The organism is Thiorhodovibrio winogradskyi, assembly GCF_036208045.1.
Lineage (GTDB): Bacteria > Pseudomonadota > Gammaproteobacteria > Chromatiales > Chromatiaceae > Thiorhodovibrio > Thiorhodovibrio winogradskyi.
Map to the genome: position 1 here is coordinate 2,624,605 of NZ_CP121472.1, position 17,196 is coordinate 2,641,800.

At 60.2% G+C, this 17,196-nt stretch carries 16 protein-coding genes; 7 read left to right on the top strand and 9 right to left on the bottom strand.

The features are described 5' to 3' along the window. Nucleotides 1-3 precede the first annotated feature (3 nt). The gene (gene mgtE / locus Thiowin_RS11650; protein WP_328987887.1) at nt 4-1,359 is read left to right on the top strand and encodes a magnesium transporter; all 1,356 of its coding nucleotides are present in this window, start codon (nt 4-6) and stop codon (nt 1,357-1,359) included. An 83-nt stretch (nt 1,360-1,442) separates the two neighbouring features. On the opposite strand, the gene Thiowin_RS11655 is transcribed toward mgtE, so the two are convergent. Then, on the bottom strand, nt 1,443-1,709 hold the full coding sequence (locus Thiowin_RS11655; protein ID WP_328987888.1) for a hypothetical protein: 267 nt from the start codon (nt 1,707-1,709) through the stop codon (nt 1,443-1,445). 277 nt (nt 1,710-1,986) lie between these two features. Here Thiowin_RS11655 and Thiowin_RS11660 point away from each other — a divergent pair, with 277 nt between their 5' ends. After that, nucleotides 1,987-3,261 carry a dicarboxylate/amino acid:cation symporter gene (locus Thiowin_RS11660; protein WP_328987889.1) on the top strand — a complete coding sequence of 425 codons (1,275 nt, stop codon included), beginning with the start codon at nt 1,987-1,989 and terminating at the stop codon, nt 3,259-3,261. Between the two features lie 51 nt (nt 3,262-3,312). On the opposite strand, the gene Thiowin_RS11665 is transcribed toward Thiowin_RS11660, so the two are convergent. From Thiowin_RS11665 to gyrA, 7 genes are all read right to left on the bottom strand, one after another. After that, complete coding sequence (locus Thiowin_RS11665) at nt 3,313-4,188, bottom strand: prephenate dehydrogenase (protein WP_328987890.1); 876 nt, start codon at nt 4,186-4,188, stop codon at nt 3,313-3,315. Then, complete coding sequence (hisC, locus tag Thiowin_RS11670) at nt 4,185-5,324, bottom strand: histidinol-phosphate transaminase (protein WP_328987891.1); 1,140 nt, start codon at nt 5,322-5,324, stop codon at nt 4,185-4,187. The genes Thiowin_RS11665 and hisC overlap by 4 nt, the downstream gene beginning before the upstream one ends. Nucleotides 5,325-5,374: 50 nt before the next feature. After that, a complete protein-coding gene (gene pheA, locus Thiowin_RS11675) occupies nt 5,375-6,463 on the bottom strand; it encodes a prephenate dehydratase (RefSeq protein ID WP_328987892.1) in 1,089 nt (362 codons plus the stop codon). A 7-nt stretch (nt 6,464-6,470) separates the two neighbouring features. Continuing rightward, on the bottom strand, nt 6,471-7,637 hold the full coding sequence (locus Thiowin_RS11680) for a phosphoglycerate dehydrogenase (protein ID WP_328987893.1): 1,167 nt from the start codon (nt 7,635-7,637) through the stop codon (nt 6,471-6,473). Between the two features lie 58 nt (nt 7,638-7,695). Next, a complete protein-coding gene (serC, locus tag Thiowin_RS11685) occupies nt 7,696-8,778 on the bottom strand; it encodes a 3-phosphoserine/phosphohydroxythreonine transaminase (RefSeq protein WP_328987894.1) in 1,083 nt (360 codons plus the stop codon). A gap of 56 nt (nt 8,779-8,834) precedes the next feature. Continuing rightward, a complete protein-coding gene (locus tag Thiowin_RS11690; RefSeq protein ID WP_408034197.1) occupies nt 8,835-9,167 on the bottom strand; it encodes a clan AA aspartic protease in 333 nt (110 codons plus the stop codon). Between the two features lie 69 nt (nt 9,168-9,236). Next, on the bottom strand, nt 9,237-11,921 hold the full coding sequence (gyrA, locus tag Thiowin_RS11695) for a DNA gyrase subunit A (protein ID WP_328987896.1): 2,685 nt from the start codon (nt 11,919-11,921) through the stop codon (nt 9,237-9,239). A 242-nt stretch (nt 11,922-12,163) separates the two neighbouring features. On the opposite strand from gyrA, the gene Thiowin_RS11700 reads away from it, so the two are divergent. Together Thiowin_RS11700 and Thiowin_RS11705 are read left to right on the top strand one after the other, a co-directional pair. After that, nucleotides 12,164-12,544 (top strand): thioredoxin family protein, encoded by a 381-nt coding sequence (locus Thiowin_RS11700; RefSeq protein WP_328987897.1) that lies wholly within the window; start codon nt 12,164-12,166, stop codon nt 12,542-12,544. A gap of 158 nt (nt 12,545-12,702) precedes the next feature. Next, entirely contained in the window at nt 12,703-12,963 is a 261-nt protein-coding gene (locus Thiowin_RS11705) for an FmdB family zinc ribbon protein (protein WP_328987898.1), read from the top strand. Nucleotides 12,964-13,116: 153 nt separating this feature from the next. On the opposite strand, the gene Thiowin_RS11710 is transcribed toward Thiowin_RS11705, so the two are convergent. Beyond that, nucleotides 13,117-14,244, bottom strand: a complete 1,128-nt coding sequence (locus Thiowin_RS11710; protein ID WP_328987899.1) for a S1C family serine protease — start codon at nt 14,242-14,244, stop codon at nt 13,117-13,119. Between the two features lie 384 nt (nt 14,245-14,628). Here Thiowin_RS11710 and Thiowin_RS11715 point away from each other — a divergent pair, with 384 nt between their 5' ends. From Thiowin_RS11715 to Thiowin_RS11725, 3 genes are read left to right on the top strand one after another with little or no spacing between them, the layout of a single operon-like run. Then, nucleotides 14,629-14,844 (top strand): YgaP family membrane protein, encoded by a 216-nt coding sequence (locus Thiowin_RS11715; RefSeq protein ID WP_328987900.1) that lies wholly within the window; start codon nt 14,629-14,631, stop codon nt 14,842-14,844. A gap of 34 nt (nt 14,845-14,878) precedes the next feature. Continuing rightward, complete coding sequence (locus tag Thiowin_RS11720) at nt 14,879-15,814, top strand: ABC transporter ATP-binding protein (RefSeq protein WP_328987901.1); 936 nt, start codon at nt 14,879-14,881, stop codon at nt 15,812-15,814. Between the two features lie 10 nt (nt 15,815-15,824). After that, nucleotides 15,825-16,898 (top strand): ABC transporter permease, encoded by a 1,074-nt coding sequence (locus Thiowin_RS11725; RefSeq protein ID WP_328987902.1) that lies wholly within the window; start codon nt 15,825-15,827, stop codon nt 16,896-16,898. Nucleotides 16,899-17,196 lie beyond the last annotated feature (298 nt).

The following is a 17,196-nucleotide window of genomic DNA, read 5'->3' on the forward strand; positions in this document are numbered from 1 at the left end:
GAATTGTCCTCTGAGAACAAGACTGTCATCAGGCAGATCGGCCGGTTAATCAAGGCTGGCGATCGCGACCGGGTGCGCGCCATTGTGCGACGCTGGCGCCCGCGCGATGTCATTGAGCTGATGGTCAACCTGCCGCTCAAACGAGCGCGAAAGCTTTTTTTCTATATGCCCGCCGGGGCTGCGGCCAAAGTTGTTGCTGAACTCAACGACGACTTCCGCGCCGCGCTGCTTGAGGATGCCACCATTGAGCGTCTGGTGGAGATTCTCGATTCCCTTGATCCAGAAACTGGAGCTGATGCACTCGAGGAATTGCCCGAGGAAGTCCAGGAACGCCTGCTACCGCAACTTCAGCGCGCCAATGACATCCTGGAGCTGAAGGGCTACCGCGAAGAATCAGCCGGCAGCATCATGACTCGCAAGCTGGTCGCCGTGCCACCTGATTGGACCCTGGATCAAGTGGTTTCGGAGGTGCGCCGCAACGCCAGTGTGATCAAGAAAATCTCGGTTATTTATGTAGTTGATCATGAACGGCACCTGCTCGGTTACCTCAAGCTGCGCGATCTGCTGCTAAGCCCGAAGGAAAGGCGCGCGGCCGAGGCCATGCGCACGGATCCCATCGCCGTCAGCTCCGAGATGGACCAGGAAGAAGTGGTCCGAATCACCCTGACCCACGCGCTCACCTCGGTGCCCGTGGTGGATGGCGAGCGCCGCCTGCTTGGGCGTATCACCTCCGATGAACTCCAGCGGGTGACCCGCGACGAGGCCGAGGAAGACGCGCACCTGATGAGCGGCCTGTCGCCCGAGGCGCGCCCGGACGCGCCTGTGTTCAGCATCGTCAAAACTCGCCTACCCTGGCTGCTCGCTGGTCTGCTGGGCGCGACCTTATCTGGCACTATCGTGGGCTCTTACGAGGAGGAAATTGCTGCCGCCGCCATTCTGGCGAGCTTCATTCCCATTGTGATGTCCATGGCGGGCAATGCCGGCATTCAGGCCGCCACAGTGGCGATTCAGGGCATCGCGACCGGAACACTCTGGATCGGTGACCTGCCCTGGCGCCTGGGCCGTGAACTGCTGGGCGCCATGGTCAATGGGCTGACAGCCGCCACTGTCCTGGCGGCGGTGGTCTTTGGCTTGGGGCTGGTGATTGACCTGGAATCACCGCTCCGCTTGGCCGGCACCGCTGGGCTCGCGCTCTTTTGCGTGACCCTGCTGGCGGTGGCCATGGGGGCATCCGTGCCCATGCTGCTGAAGCATTTTGGCATTGATCCGGCCATGGCCACGGGGATTTTTATCACGACCGGCAACGACATCATCGCCGTGCTGGTGTTCTTTCTGGTGGCGACCAATCTGTATCTCTAACGGAGGCGTCCGGGATGATGGAAAATGCCAGCGACCGGGCACTGAATTGATGTCCGAGTCGCGCGCATTGTTCTGGCCGAACACTACCAGGGTTTGTACTTCAACCCTGGAATGCTGCGCTCATCGAGCCGCTCTGGCAGATGCAGTATCAGCTGCAGCAATTCATCGCGATCAACATAGCGCCCGTAAGATGCCTTGGCGGCATCCAATGGCACCTCAATGTAGTAGCGCGACTGCTCTGGCTCGGGCAGAATTTGCAGCACACGATCTTCGGCATCGAGTATGCCCAGATAGTCGTCTGGCGAATGCAGGCGGCCAACCATCTGCTCGCAAATTTGCTTTGGGCTCATGGCCACGGCACTGACCGAAGAGACGCATTCGCCCGAGCGGTTGATCAAATAGAAAACACGAAAACCCATGATTCTACCTGCCCCGAAAGCACTGCCCGCCAGGCTTGCGGTGGGCGATGCAAGTGAAGTCCAAACCGGAGATCATAGCACCAGTTAACGACCACGAATAATTTCCAATCCGCAGTCCTCCCAATCCGTGGTCTTTCCGTTTTTGCCTGACGGCTGGCTTTTGGTACTCGGATGAATCCAACCGCGGAGGCTGCCGCTGGAGAAACCCATGTCGATTATGAAACTCAAACTGCATTGGCAGATTCTGCTTGGTCTCGCGTTCGGGGTCCTGCTCGGTCTGCTCACTGGCGAAGAAGCGGCTCTTTTCGGGGTCAGTTTCCATGCGGTTTTCAGCTTTATTGGCGCGCTCTTTCTCAATGCGCTCAAAATGCTGGTGGTGCCGCTGATTGTTTCCTCCATCATCATCGGCATTGCTGGCATTGGCCAATCGGATGCTCTGGGGCGACTGGGGCTGAAAACCCTTGGCTACTATGTGATGACCAGCTTTCTGGCCGTGGTCGTGGGTCTTTCGGTGGTCAACCTGATCCAACCGGGAGTGGTCGAGGGCAACGCGGCCGAGATATTCGGATTGGAAGCCGACAGCGGTGCCCTGACCGAACGCTTTGCCGACAAGGACAGCGGCGACATTGTCGAGATTTTTCTGCGCATGATACCGACCAATGTGGTCGAGGCCGCCAGTGCCGGACAGATGTTGGGACTGATTTTTTTCAGCCTGCTTTACGGGTTTTTCTTGACCCGCATCGAGACACCCTATCGCGAGGCTCAGTTCAATTTTTTCAACGGCATGTTCCAAATCATGATCCAAATCACGGATCTGGTGATGAAATTCGCGCCCATTGGCGTCTTCGCGCTGGTGGCCAAAACGGTCGCTAGCACCGGGCTGGAGGCTTTTATCCCGATGGCGAAGTTTTTCTTCACTGTGGTGCTGGCGCTCAGTCTCCATTTTTTCGTCACCCTACCCTTGCTGCTGCGCTTTCTTGGCGGCGTGAGTCCGCTGCGACATTATCGGGCTGTCAGTGCCGCGCAGCTCACGGCCTTCTCGACGGCCTCTTCCTCGGCCACCCTGCCCATCACCATGGAGTGCGTGGAGAAAAACGCCGGGGTATCCAATCGCACCAGCAGTTTCGTGCTACCTCTGGGTGCCACGGTGAACATGGATGGGACAGCGCTCTATGAATGCGTGGTGGTGCTTTTCATCGCCCAGGCCTATGGTATAGAGATGGGCCTGGCCACCCAGTTGGTGGTCGTGCTGCTGGCGCTGACCACCTCCATTGGCGTGGCGGGTATTCCCGCCGCCAGCCTGGTGGCCATCGCCATTATCCTATCGGCGGTCGGCCTGCCACTGGAAGGCATCGGACTGGTGCTAGCGGTGGACCGTCTGCTCGATATGATGCGCACCACGGTCAACATCACCAGTGACTCCTGCGGGGCGGTGATTATTGCGAAATCCGAGGGTGAACAGGGGATTTTGGAGGAACAATGAAACTCGAGCGGACCTCTTGCCACCTGGTGCACCAGGGGGGGGCAGCAGAACCTAATCTAGCGGTGAGGCACCATCAACAAATGCATCCCGCGCTGCCTTGGCGCGGGTGAAGATATCCAGCAGTTGCTCGCCATCGGCATCACGGATGCTGGCGGCCAGGTCGCTCATCTCGGTGCTGAAGCGCGCGAGCATGGCGCTGAGGCTCTCGCGATTGGCGATGCAGATGTCGCGCCACATCACAGGGTTGCTGGAGGCAATGCGGGTAAAGTCACGAAACCCCCCGGCGGCGTAACGGAAAATTTCATCACGACAGTCCATACGCGTCAGGGCATCGACCAGACCGAAGGCCAGCATGTGCGGCAGATGGCTGGTGGCGGCCAGAAGTTCGTCATGGTGGGCGACGCTCATTTCGCTCACCTCCGCACCCGTGGCTTGCCACATGGCGCGCACGCGTTCAGTGGCCTGTGGGTCGGTTTCGGGCAGCGGGGTCAGGATCACCCGGCGCTGGCGGAATAATTCTGGAAATGAGGCCCCTACCCCACTGCGCTCGGTGCCGGCGATGGGATGCCCGGGCACGAACCAAGCTGGCATGCCGGCACAGGCGGCGCGGGTATCGGCCACCACGCTGCTCTTGACGCTCCCACCATCCGTGACCACGGCATCGGCGCGGCGCAGTGGCGCGATCTGCTTGATCAGCTCGCGCATGGCGCCCATGGGCACGGCCAGAAATACCAGATCGGCATCGCGTACCGCGATGGATGGATCTTGCGCATAGCGGTCGATCACGCCCAGCTCGACCGCCAGCTCCAGATTCTCGCGTGAGCGACCGCAGCCGATGATCTCGCCGACCTGCCCCGCCATGCGCAGCGCGCGTGCCAGCGACCCACCAATCAGCCCGACGCCGATGACCGCCAAGCGTTCGATCATGCCGTCAGCACCTCGCCCCCCGGTTCCTTGCCCAGTACCTTGCCCAGCGCCGCCAGGCAGCGGGCGTTTTCCGTTTCAAGCCCGATGCTGATGCGCAAGTGATTCGGCAGGCCATAATTGGCCACCGGGCGGCAAATCACACCCTCGCGCAGCAGCGCCTGGTCCACCGGGCCAGCCGGACGGCCAAGATCGACGGTGACAAAATTACCCAGCGAGGGGATTATCTCCAGGCCAAGCGCCTGCAACCCACCGCTAAACTGCGCGAGACCAACCCGATTAAGCTCGGCCGAGCGCGCGATATGATCTTGATCCTCGAGCGCGGCCACGGCGGCGGCCTGAGCGGGTGCGTTGACATTGAATGGATGGCGCACCCGATTCATCAACTCAGCCGCCCGCGGGTGACTCAGCCCATAACCGACTCGCAGTGCCGCCAGGCCGTGAATTTTCGAGAAGGTGCGGGTGACAATCAAATTGGGAAAATCGTCCAGCCAGGCCACTCCATTGGGAAAATCAGGATCTGAAACATACTCGATATAAGCTTCATCGAGCACGCAGATACAGGTCTTGGGCAGGCTGGCGATAAAGTCTTTCAGTGGTTCGGCCGTCAGCCAGGTGCCGGTGGGATTATTGGGGTTGGCGATCCATACAACGCCGGTCTTTTCATTGACCAGCGTCGCCATGGCGTCCAGGTCATGGCCATGGTCGAGCGCTGGCGCGACCTGGGGTGTCGCGCCGACCGCCTGAATGGCGATGGGATAAACGGCGAACGCATGCTGGGAAAAGACGGATTCCCGTCCGGGATGCAGAAAGGTCCGCGCCACCAGGTCCAAGACATCATTGGAGCCATTGCCGATGGTGACCATCTCGGCATCGACGCCATGATGACGGGCAAGGGCCTGGCGCAAGGCGAAGCCGCCGCCATCGGGATAGCGCCCAAGCTCCATCGCCGCCTGGGCATAGGCAGCGCGCGCTTTCTCGCCAGGCCCAAGCGGATTTTCGTTCGAGGCGAGTTTGACCGACTCGCGGATACCCAGTTCGCGTTCCAGTTCAGAGATGGGCTTGCCGGGTACGTAGGGATTCAGCGCCGCGATCTGCGGCGCCGGGGTGGGCTGAAAAGGAGCTTTGGTTGGGGACATTGTGAAATATCCTTGGCTGGTATGTCGCGGTGATACCCGGCAGTGACGGCTTAAAGCACCGCTTCAGGGTAGGAACCGAGAATCTTGAAGAGATTGGCGGAGGATTTTAGCGTGTCGAGCGCCGCGGCCACCCGCGCATCGTCGCGATGACCGCACAGGTCAACAAAGAACACATAATCCCAGACACCCTGGCGCGAGGGGCGCGATTCGATCCGCGTCATGCTGATGGCATGTTCGGCCATGGGGGTCAGGAGCCGATAGAGACCACCGGCCTCGTTGCGGCAGGAGAGCAGTAGGCTGGTTTTGTCCTTGCCACTGGGTGGCGCATCCTCGGGGCCGATGATCAGAAAGCGGCTGGTATTGCGCGGGTCGTCCTCAATGCGATTGGCCAGTAGATTCAGCTGATAGAGTTCCGCCGCCGCCTCGCCAGCCACGGCGCCGGCATCCTCGGTATTGGCCACCAAGCGCGCGGCCTCGGCATTGCTGCCAACCGGAATGCGCTCGGCCTGCCGTAAGTGCCGATCCAGCCAGGCACGGCACTGGGCGAGGGACTGCTGGTGCGAATAGACACGCTTGATCCCATCGAGCGCGCTGGCACGGCTCATCAGGTGATGATGAATACGAAGGGTGACCTCTCCGGCAATATGCAGCGGCGACTGCATGAAGGTATCGAGAGTGTGACTGACCACGCCCTCGGTGGAGTTCTCCACTGGCACAACGCCAAAATGGCAGGCTCCCGCCTCGACTTCGCGAAAAATGTCGCTAATGGCGCCAAATGGCAGGGTGTGCACAGAGTGGCCAAAGTGTTTGAGCGCGGCGGCCTGGGTGAAGGTGCCCTCGGGACCGAGATAGGCCACCGAGAGAGGTTTTTCCAGCGCCAGACAGGCGGACATAATCTCACGAAACAGGCGCGCGACTTCCTCGTCGTGCAGCGGGCCAGGATTGTCCGCCTTGATGCGGCGCAGAATTTCGGCCTCGCGCTCGGGACGATAAAAGTGGCTCTGGGGGGCCTGCGCGGACTTGATTTCGGCGACTTCCTGCGCACAACGTGCGCGCACGGATAACAGCCGCAGAATCTCGGCATCGGTGGCGTCGATGCGCTCGCGCACCGCTTTCAAGCGAGCGGTGGAGTCAGTCATTGGCTTATTAACCCAAGGCTCGCACCCGCAACACGCCCTTGATACCTCGGATGTGGTCGAGCGTCGCTGGCGGGCAGGCTTGGTCGATGTCGATGAGCGTCACCGCGAGATCTCCGCGTGAGCGATTGAGCATATCGATGATATTCAAATCAGACTCGGCCAGCAGGGTAGACATCTGCCCGACCATGTTGGGCACATTGCTGTTCACCACTGAAATGCGATAGCCGCCGTTGCGCGGCAGATCGATGTCAGGGAAATTCACCGAATTGCGCACATTGCCGTCTTCCAAATAGGCGCGGAGCTGGTCGGCTACCATGACCGCGCAGTTTTCCTCGGCCTCCCGTGTCGATGCCCCGAGATGCGGCAGGGTCACCACACGCGGATGATCCTTCAGCAGATTGCTGGGAAAATCGCAAACGTACGCATAGAGCTTGCCGCTGTCCAGTGCCGCGATGGCCGCGCTGTCGTCGATAATGCCATCACGGGAGAAATTCAGCAGCACCGCCCCATCGGGCATGGCCGCGATGCGCTCGGCGTTGATCATGTGGCGGGTGTGCTCGGTCAGGGGGACATGAAAGCTGATAAAGTCCGCGCGCGACACCAGATCGTCAATGGACACGGCTGCCTGCACGTTGGATTCCAGCTTCCAGGCGCTCCGCACCGTGATGCTGGGATCGTAGCCGATCACCTTCATGCCCAGCGCGCGCGCGGCATTGGCCACCAGCACGCCAATGGCGCCCAGGCCGATGACCCCCAAAGTGCGCCCGGGCAGCTCGAAGCCGACGAAGTCTTTCTTGCCCGCTTCGACAGCTTTGCTGATCGCCGCGTCCTCCCCGGAGAGGCCACGCGCGAAGGACCAGCCTTGCGCCAGATTGCGCGCCGCGATCAACATGCCGGCAAGCACCAGTTCCTTGACCGCGTTGGCATTGGCCCCGGGCGCATTGAATACTGCCACGCCGCGCGCGCTCATCGTCTCAAGCGGAATATTATTGACGCCAGCGCCGGCGCGGCCGATGGCCTGGACACTCTCGGGAATCTGCATGTCGTGCATTTTCGCCGACCGGACCAAAATGCCATCGGGGTGAGCAATTTCCGAAGCGATCTCGAAGCGGTCGCGCGGCAAGCGCTCCAGTCCGGCGAGGGAGATATTGTTGAGGGTTAAAATTTTAAACATGTGAATCCCCTGCCCTGCTATTTGAATTCCCTGACCTGCTATTGGATTTCCTGACCTATTACCCACGCGTGCGCTCAAATTCGCGCATGAACTCGACCAGCGCCTCGACGCCCGCCTCTGGCATGGCATTGTAAATACTGGCCCGCATGCCGCCGACCGAGCGATGACCCTTGAGTGTCAGCAGTCCAGCCGCCTTGGCGCCGGCGAGAAAATCGCCATCCAGCGCCGGATCGGCCAGGGTGAAAGGCACGTTCATCCATGAGCGCGCGCGCGGTTCGACCGGATTGGCGTAGAAGCTGGAATCATCAATGGCCGCGTAGAGCTTGGCCGCCTTGCGCCGGTTGATCTCCGCCATGGCCGCAAGCCCGCCAAGTTCCTTGAGCCAGGCAAACACCAGACCGGCCAGATACCAAGCATAGGTTGGCGGGGTGTTGTACATGGAATCATTCTTGGCGTGAATGCCATAGTCGAACATGGCCGGCGTCCCGGGCAGGGTTTCGCCGATCAAATCCGCGCGCACCAGGACAATGGTCAAACCAGCTGGGCCGATGTTCTTCTGCGCCCCAGCATAGATGAGTCCGAAGCGGGACACATCGAGCGGCCGCGACAAGAGCGTTGAGGACATATCAGCGACCAAGGGCACATCGCCAGTGTCGGGTATCTCTGGGAATTCAACCCCTTCAATGGTCTCGTTCGGCGTGTAATGGACGTAGGCCGCATCGGGGGAGAGCTTGAGCTCATCCTGCACCGGCGCGCGGCTGAAGCGATCATCCTCGGTGCTGGCCGCGATGGCTGGGGTGCAGAAGCGCCGCGCCTCGGCAATGGCCTTTTTTGACCAACTGCCGGTGTTGATGTAATCCGCGCTGGTGCGTCCGCGCAGCAGATTCATCGGCACCATGGCGAACTGACTTGATGCACCGCCCTGCAGGAAGAGCACCCGGTATTCGTCCGAAATGCCGAGCAACTCGCGCAGATCAGCCTCCGCGCCCTCGGCGATGGACATGAACTCCTTACCGCGATGGCTCATCTCGGCCACGCACATGCCGCTATCGTGCCAATTAAGCATTTCCTCGCGCGCGCGCTGGAGCACTGGCTCCGGGAGCATGGCCGGGCCGGCGCTGAAGTTGTAGGGTCGGGTCATTCAGTCTTCTCCATTTCGGTTGATCGAGAGCGAAACCGGCTTGGCCGCGACGGCTGTTAGGGGCTCGCCCTCTTGACGACAGCGGCGGGAATGTTAGGGCTTTGCGGATTCACTGTCATTTCTTGCAATCTGGCGTTAATCACCAAGTCCATGTCTTCAAGCGGGATCGCCCCCAACAGGACGGAGTCCCCCAAAACCAATGCGCCGGTAAAGCAATTGCGGTTTTCAAAGCGAATTTGGATGGGGCCCACGTAAGGGACAAGGGTTTTCTTGCCATCCGCTGTTGTGACTTCCCGCTTTTCCAGCTCACTGAGTTTTAGCTGGATGACAATATGCTCTGGTATGCAGAGCGTTATTGCACCTGTGTCGACCAGGGCATCAACACTCATTGGCTTCAAGGACGTATCCCTCGGATTGATTAACTCAATCCGTGTGTGTATCAGCCCCATATCCGTCACCTAGTCTTCACCATCCTCAGCCTCACCCTCACCCTCGAGATCCGGGCCATGAACCTCTCCGGCGCCAGGTTCACTCTCCGGCCTGTCCCCATCATTGCCGCCGCGCGGGTCGCCAGCCTCGTCATCCTCGCCATCATTGTCGCCATTGAGCGGCACAATGCGTTCGATACCCGCCAAACGCTGGCCATCGCCCAGATTGATCAGCCGCACGCCCTGGGTGCTGCGACCAAGCAGGGAAATGCCATCGACTGATGTGCGCACCAGGGTGCCGCCGTTGGTGATCAGCATGATTTCATCGCCCGGGCGCACCAAGACGGCGCCGATCTGATCACCATTGCGCTCGCTGGTGCGAATGGCAATGATGCCCTTGCCGCCGCGACCCTTGGTCGGAAATTCCTCGACCGGGGTGCGCTTGCCATAGCCGTTTTCGGTCACTGTCAGCACGGCACCCGGCTCGGCGACAACCAGGGAAATGACGCGTTGGCCCTCTTCCAGCATCACGCCGCGCACACCGTGGGCGGTGCGTCCCATGGAGCGGACGTTTTCCTCGTTAAAGCGCACCGCCTTGCCGGCGCTGGTGAAAAGCATCATGTCCTGGCGACCATCGGTCACGGCGACGCCGATCAGATACTCGTCCTCGTGCAGATCGATGGCGATCAGGCCGCGCGAGAGCGGTCGTGAGAATTCGCTAATCGGCGTCTTCTTGACCGTGCCCTTGCTGGTGGCCATGAAGATAAAGCGATCCTGATCATATTCCGCCACCGGCAGGGTGGCATTGATGCGCTCGCCCTGCTCAAGCGGCAGCAGGTTGACAATGGGCCGCCCGCGCGCGCCGCGACCGGCCTGGGGCATCTCGTAGACCTTGAGCCAGTAGACCTTGCCGAAGCTCGAAAAGCACAGCACGGTGTCATGGGAATTGGCCACGAACAGTCGGTCGATGAAGTCCTCGTCCTTGGTGGTGGCGGCGATACGTCCCTTGCCGCCGCGGCGCTGCGCCTGATACTCCGAGAGCGGCTGCGCCTTGACATAACCCGCATGTGAGAGCGTCACCACCACATCCTCGGGGGCGATCAGATCCAGCAGCGTGAGATCGGTTTGGTCGGTGACAATCTCGGTGCGGCGTGCGTCGGCGTATTGATCTCGGATCGCTGTCAGTTCATCGCGAATCACCTGCATCAGGCGCTCCGGATTGCGCAAGATTTCCAGCAAGTCGGCGATTTTCTCGAGGATCTCGCCGAATTCCTTGATGATCTTGTCCTGCTCCAGGCCGGTCAAACGCTGCAGTTGCAGGTCCAGGATGGCGCGCGCCTGGCGCTCGCTGAGACGATAACGGCCGCTTTGATCGCCCTCCCCGATCAGTCCGAAACGGGCGTCGAGTTCATCCGGGCGGGTCTCGGCGGCACCGGCGCGCTCAAGCATGCCGGTCACTTGCCCCGCTGCCCAGGTCCGCGCCATCAGGCCCTCGCGTGCCTCGGCCGGGCTGGCCGAGGCCTTGATCAGCGCGATGACCTCATCGATGTTGGCCAGGGCGACCGTGAAGCCCTCCAATAAATGCGCGCGATCACGGGCCTTGCGCAGCTCGAACAGGGTGCGCCGGGTGACCACATCACGGCGATGGCGCAGGAAGTATTCCAGCAATTGCTTGAGATTGAGCAGGCGCGGTTGGCCGTCGACCAGGGCCACCATATTGATGCCAAAGACGGTCTGCATGTTGGTGTGCTGATAGAGATTATTCAGCACCACCTCGGCGTGGTGGTCGCGCTTGATCTCGATCACCACCCGCATGCCGTCCTTGTCGGACTCATCGCGCAGCTCGGCAATGCCCTCAAGTCGCTTTTCCTTGACCAGCTCGCCCATTTTTTCGAGCATCCGGGCCTTGTTGACCTGATAGGGCAGCTCGGTGATAACAATGGCCTCGCGCCCGCTGCGCTTCTGGGTCTCCATCTCGGTGCGCGCGCGCAACTGAATGCGCCCGCGCCCGGTGCGGTAGGCCTCGCGGATACCGCGCACGCCGTTGATAATGGCCGCGGTGGGGAAATCCGGTCCCGGCACCAGCTCAATCAGGTCTTCGAGGGTGGTCAGGGGTTCATCGATCATCTTCAGGCAGGCGTCGATGATCTCGCCCAGATTATGCGGCGGGATATTGGTCGCCATGCCCACCGCTATACCAGAGGAGCCATTGACCAGCAGATTGGGAAAGCGTGCCGGCAGGACGGTTGGCTCGTGCTCGGACTCATCGTAATTAGGGATGAAATCGACCGTGTCCTTGTCGAGATCATCAAGCAGGCTGTGGGCGATGCGCGCCATGCGCACTTCGGTGTAGCGCATGGCGGCGGGTGAGTCGCCATCGACCGAGCCGAAGTTACCCTGCCCGTCCACCAGCATGTAGCGCATGGAAAAAGGCTGTGCCATGCGCACAATGGTGTCGTAGACGGCCGTGTCGCCATGCGGATGATATTTACCGATGACATCGCCGACCACGCGCGCGGATTTTTTGTAGGGCTTGTTCCAGTCGTTGCCCAGTTCGTTCATCGCGAAGAGTACGCGACGATGCACGGGTTTGAGACCATCGCGCACATCGGGCAGGGCGCGGCCGACGATCACGCTCATGGCGTAATCAAGATACGACTGCCGCATCTCGTCCTCGAGATTAACGGTCAGGACTTCCTTGGCAAAATCCGGCATGGGCGTGGCTAATCAGCTTGTTCGCTAAGAGACTGGTTGGGGTGATGATGCGAAATCGCCGTGAAGAAGCGGGCGCTCGCAGGCGAAATGTCGGCGAATTCGGTAAACTCCCAATAATAACATGAACGCCCCTGAGCGCGTCCGCCTGGCCGTGGAGGGATCTGGCGAGAGCACTCGGAATTAATACCAGATTACCTTTTATATTAATTACTTAGTAAATCTTAATAAGGATTGACTTTCTTATGTCGTCGCAGCCTTATGATCACTCGGATGACTTCAGTACCGGACTCGAGGACTTCAATGCATCGGTGCTAGACGCCTCGCATCGCACCCCAGTGTTGGTCGATTTCTGGGCTGCCTGGTGCAGCCCCTGTCACGCGCTTGCGCCCCATCTATTGCGTGTGCTCAGTGATTATGATGGGCGCCTGCGCCTGGCAAAAGTGGAAGTGGACGAGGGCGAGAACATGAAATTGGCCGGGCGCTATCGGGTCCGCGGCTTTCCAACGGTGATGCTGTTCTGCGCTGGCGAGGAACAAGGTCGTTTTAGCGGTGCTCGCGCTTCACCACAGATTCGCGATTGGCTCGCGGAGCATCTGCCTCGGTGTTCGAACCAGACAGCCTAATCGCGGCTGCATACACTCACGCACCCTGCAGGGTGCTCTGGGTGAATCCCATCAGCAAGGGCAGGATGACTTTGCCCAGAGCAAATTTTCGCTATAATTGGGTGCATTAGAAAACGCTGATATTCAATCTTTAACATTGACGGGAACGAGGTATAACCATGCCCACTTACGATTATCGCTGCGATGCCAATGGCCAGGTGGTGGAGGTCAGCCACCGCATGAGCGAGTCGCTCTCGACCTGGGGCGAGCTTTGCGCGCAAGCTCGGATTTCGTGCGGCGACACGCCGGAGGATGCACCCGTCTATCGCATGGCCAACGGCGGTAACCTGATCTCCAGCAACAGCCTAGGTAGCGGTATGGCCCCGGCACCCGCCTGCGGCACTGGCGGTTGCTGCCCGAGCGGCATGTGCGGGCTCTAACTGGTGTCCTGCCAGCGGCGAATTGATTCGCGAATTAATTCGCCGCGCCAGCGTCTAGATTCGTGTTTGAGTTCGGTACAAGGGTTCCGGTTTTCCCAGCAACCTCAGACAACATCAAGCCACCGGCTTTGGCCATTGGTCCAAAGGCGGCAACTAGTCCAAACGCGGCAATTCCCCACCTAGACTGACGGTCAGCTCCTGCAACTGGCCGCGGCGCCAGATAGCGAGTCTGACCTGCTCACCGATCTGAAAATCTTCCAGAATCTCTATCAGATCACCCATGTCCGTGACGGCTCGCCCATTCACCGACTGAATGATGTCACCTGGGATGATCCCGCCGCCGGATGTCAGCCTGGTTGCGCGCAAACCGGCGCGATCCGCCGGGGAGCCGACCTCGACCCGCAACACCAGCACCCCGCTGACGCCCAATTCCTTTAACACTGCCTGACTGGCGTCATCGTCAGCAAAAATCCCCAGGCGCGGGCGAATATAGCGCCCATAGGCGATCAACTGTGGGATCACCCGGTTGACGGTATCGACCGGCACTGAAAAGCCGATGCCAGAGAAGCCTCCGGTCGGGCTGAAAATGGCGGTGTTCACGCCAATGAGTCGCCCGGCGCTGTCGATCAGCGGACCACCGGAATTGCCCGGATTAATGGCTGCGTCGGTCTGAATCAGACGACGGATTTCAGTGCCGTCCTCAGAGACGATGGTGCGATCAAGCGCCGAGACCACGCCTGTGGTCAGGCTGTAGTCGAGCCCGAAAGGATTACCGATGGCGAAGACTTTCTGGCCAACGCGCAGATCTTCGCTGGTGCCGATGGTCACCGGACTGGGACCCGCCACCGGTAGTGCGATGCGCAGCACGGCCAGATCGTGCTCCTGGCTCGCGCCGATCAGATTCGCCGCATAGGTGCGCTGATCCGCCAGCCGCACCTGGGCGCGCGAGGCGCCTGCAACCACGTGATAATTGGTGACCAGGTGGCCTTGGTCATCCCAGATGAAACCCGAGCCGGTGCCACGACGCACCTCGGCGAGATTGCGCGTCCAGGGCAAGGCAATCTCGGAGATGGTCGAAATATAGACCACAGACTGACTGACAAGCTCGAAGATTTCGATGGTTGCCAGTTCATCCGCGGCCAGATCGCCGCGGGCAGTGACCACACGTGGCTCGGCGTTGAAGCTGATGAGCCAATGCTCAAACCAAGGGCGAGCGGCCAGAAAGAGCAAAAATGCGATGGCCGCCCAAAACAGCCAGCGCGACAGAGAAAAACCATGCATAATTTAGGGGCTCTGTGGTTTTTATAAGATGTCGGGGCGCCACCGTGCGGTCTGTCCATGCACCCGCAATACCCGCTTGTTGGAGCGCCCGATTGTCGGAACGCAAGGACAGCATCCGACGAGGCACAGTATACTGTTGCGGTGTTGGTCAGTTGAGACCACTTGCGGTTGATTACGCAAGACATCTGGCCTGTTGATCTATCCCGGTCAGTTTGAACCTCAATCGCACGACCATCGTGACGGCTAGGCCCGGTCCCGCAGAGCATCGAGCCCGGTGATCAAATCGGGCTTCCAACCTTAGTGAGATCGGCCCGTTCTTGGCAGCCCGTCGTTCTCATCACTTCCCCGTGCAACCCTTAAATGACGAAACTTCAGGAGAGACCCATGGATCTTCCAAAAAACGTTGGCGATCAAGACCGTAACATTCGCTTCGCCGTTGGTGGCCTGCTGGTGCTGGCCGGTATTTTCACCGGTCAGATCATCCTGACCATCCTGGGCCTGGTCGCCGTCGGTACCGCCTATCTGCGCACCTGTCTGGCCTATGTGCCACTCAAGATCAACACCATGAAGGAAGGTGACGGCAAGACCGAACAGAAGTAAGCGTCTGACACCAAGACTTGCCAAGGGCGCATGGATGCGCCTGCCTCCCCCCTTCCCCCCCTTCCCCAAGATGCCCGGCAATTTTCTGCTCGAAGCACGCGATTTAGTCAAAGACTACCCCGGCGTGCGCGCCGTTGATGGTCTCTCATTTTACGTTCGCCGTGGACAATGTTTTGGCCTGCTCGGCCCCAATGGTGCCGGTAAGACCACCACCCTCGAAATGCTTGAGGGCATTCTAACGCCAAGCAGTGGCACCATTTTGTTCGACAGTTGCCCACTTGATGCCTCCTATCGCGAGCGCACCGGGATTCAATTTCAGGCCACGGCGCTGCAAGACTTCCAGACAGTGGCCGAGTCCCTGGCCATGTTCGCGGCTCTTTACCAGCGCCGCGCCAGCCGCTCTAAACTCATCGAAGAGTTGATCGAACTCTGTCACCTCGGCGATATCCTCAAACGCGACACCCGCAAGCTCTCGGGTGGACAGCGCCAGCGACTGCTGCTGGCCATCGCGCTGGTCAATGATCCTGACCTGGTGTTTCTCGACGAACCCACCACCGGACTCGATCCACAATCGCGGCGCAACTTCTGGGGACTGATCGAGACCGTACGCCGGCGCGGCAAGACCATTGTGCTGACCACCCATTACATGGAAGAAGCCGAGCGCCTGTGCGACCAGATCGCCATTATCGATCAGGGCCGCATCATTGCCGAGGGCGTGCCCAAGACACTGGTGCGCGAGCACTTTCCGCGCGCCATGATTCGCCTGCCCGAGAGCGCCTGGCCAACCGCCAGCCCGCTGCCGGCCGCGGCCCTGGTGCGCAACGGCGAGATCGAAATTCCCACCGCCGAGGTACCGCCCATGCTTGATGAGCTCGAACGCATCGGCGCGGAACTGACCGCGCTGCGGGTCGAAACACCCAATCTCGAAGACTTGTTCCTGAAACTCACCGGCCATCGCCTGCGTAACTGAGGCCACTGCCATGTGGGGACGCATTTACGCCATTTTCATCGCGCGCAATCGCGAGTTCTATCGCGACTCCGCCGGCCTGATCTGGAATCTCATCATGCCGGTGATGATGATCGCGGCCTTCGCCTTTATTTTCGACGGACAGCAGCAGGCGCTGTTCAAGATTGGAGTCATCGGCGCGCCAGCCGCGGACAGTCCACTGGCCAACTTTCTGGTCAAACCGCAAATTAATGTTATTTCTGTTGTGGATGAGCGCGCGGCCATTGAAGGCGCCATCCAGAAAGTCGAACGCCATCAACTCGATCTGCTGATAGAGGCCCAGTCACCGCCGCGCTACTGGCTGAACCCTCAGGCCAGCCAAGCGTCCATCCTGGAGGAACTGCTGTTGGCGCAATACCGGCTGGCCCTTCACCCAACTGGCATCCCAACCGCGAACCCAAACAGCCCCATCACCGCCCTGCCCCGCCGCCAACTGGCCGATGGCCTGGCGCTGAGCTACGCCGACTGGGCGCTTCCCGGGGTGCTGGCGATGAATGTGATGTTCTCCAGCCTCTGGGGTGTCGGCTGGGTGGTGGTACGCTATCGCAAAAATGGTGTGCTGCGGCGACTGAAGGCCACACCGTTGCGACCCATGGAATTTCTGATCGCCCAGGTGCTCTCGCGCCTGATTGTGGTGCTGGGAGCCAGCGCTCTGGTCTATGCCGGTGCTTATTTCCTGCTCGATCCACCCATGCGCGGCTCCTACCTGGCGCTGATCGCGCTCTATGCTGCCGGCGCCCTGTGTATGATCAGCCTCGGGCTGACGGTGGCCGCCCGGCTCAAAACCGAGGAACTCGCCGATGGTCTGCTAAACTTGCTGTCCTGGCCCATGCTGCTGCTCTCGGGCGTCTGGTTTTCGATGGAGGGCGCCAGCACTGCCGCCCAGGCTATGTCGCGAGTCATGCCGCTGACTTACCTGGTCGATGGAGCGCGGGCGGTGATGATCGATGGAGCCGGCCTGCTTGATGTGCTGCCGCGGATCGCGTTACTGCTCGGCCTTAGCCTGGTGCTCATGGGCCTGGCCGCGCGCCTGTTTCGCTGGGAATAAAGAACTTATCTTTTCGAATAGGCGCAGCCTTTGGCCGTCAGTTTGGGGCGCGGGCTAAAGGCTGTCTGCCAGGTCGGATTCAAGCGCCCTGCTTCTGCCGCCATTTCAGATAATGATCGGAACCAACCCGCAGCATTTTGGCGCCGCACTGCGGACAGGCCTGATCCTGGCAAGGAACTCCGGAGTGGTGCGGAATTCGGGTCTGGCATTTTGGGCAGATACAATCGCCCCCGGATCCCATGGAATGTTGACGTGGCGCTGGCATCTGACGGCCTCCTGAGGATGGGCAGTGGAACTC

Excerpts from the sequence above, each read along its gene's own strand:
- Thiowin_RS11655 (WP_328987888.1), bottom strand. The coding sequence starts at position 1,709 with ATGAGCCCAAAGCAAATTTGCGAGCAGATGGTTGGCCGCCTGCATTCG.
- Thiowin_RS11665 (WP_328987890.1), bottom strand. The coding sequence starts at position 4,188 with ATGATCGAACGCTTGGCGGTCATCGGCGTCGGGCTGATTGGTGGGTCG.
- Thiowin_RS11720 (WP_328987901.1), top strand. The coding sequence starts at position 14,879 with ATGCGCCTGCCTCCCCCCTTCCCCCCCTTCCCCAAGATGCCCGGCAAT.
- gyrA (WP_328987896.1), bottom strand. The coding sequence starts at position 11,921 with ATGCCGGATTTTGCCAAGGAAGTCCTGACCGTTAATCTCGAGGACGAG.
- Thiowin_RS11725 (WP_328987902.1), top strand. The coding sequence starts at position 15,825 with ATGTGGGGACGCATTTACGCCATTTTCATCGCGCGCAATCGCGAGTTC.
- pheA (WP_328987892.1), bottom strand. The coding sequence starts at position 6,463 with ATGACTGACTCCACCGCTCGCTTGAAAGCGGTGCGCGAGCGCATCGAC.
- Thiowin_RS11705 (WP_328987898.1), top strand. The coding sequence starts at position 12,703 with ATGCCCACTTACGATTATCGCTGCGATGCCAATGGCCAGGTGGTGGAG.
- Thiowin_RS11680 (WP_328987893.1), bottom strand. The coding sequence starts at position 7,637 with ATGTTTAAAATTTTAACCCTCAACAATATCTCCCTCGCCGGACTGGAG.
- hisC (WP_328987891.1), bottom strand. The coding sequence starts at position 5,324 with ATGTCCCCAACCAAAGCTCCTTTTCAGCCCACCCCGGCGCCGCAGATC.
- Thiowin_RS11660 (WP_328987889.1), top strand. The coding sequence starts at position 1,987 with ATGTCGATTATGAAACTCAAACTGCATTGGCAGATTCTGCTTGGTCTC.
- Thiowin_RS11700 (WP_328987897.1), top strand. The coding sequence starts at position 12,164 with ATGTCGTCGCAGCCTTATGATCACTCGGATGACTTCAGTACCGGACTC.
- Thiowin_RS11715 (WP_328987900.1), top strand. The coding sequence starts at position 14,629 with ATGGATCTTCCAAAAAACGTTGGCGATCAAGACCGTAACATTCGCTTC.
- serC (WP_328987894.1), bottom strand. The coding sequence starts at position 8,778 with ATGACCCGACCCTACAACTTCAGCGCCGGCCCGGCCATGCTCCCGGAG.
- Thiowin_RS11710 (WP_328987899.1), bottom strand. The coding sequence starts at position 14,244 with ATGCATGGTTTTTCTCTGTCGCGCTGGCTGTTTTGGGCGGCCATCGCA.
- Thiowin_RS11690 (WP_408034197.1), bottom strand. The coding sequence starts at position 9,167 with ATGAGTGTTGATGCCCTGGTCGACACAGGTGCAATAACGCTCTGCATA.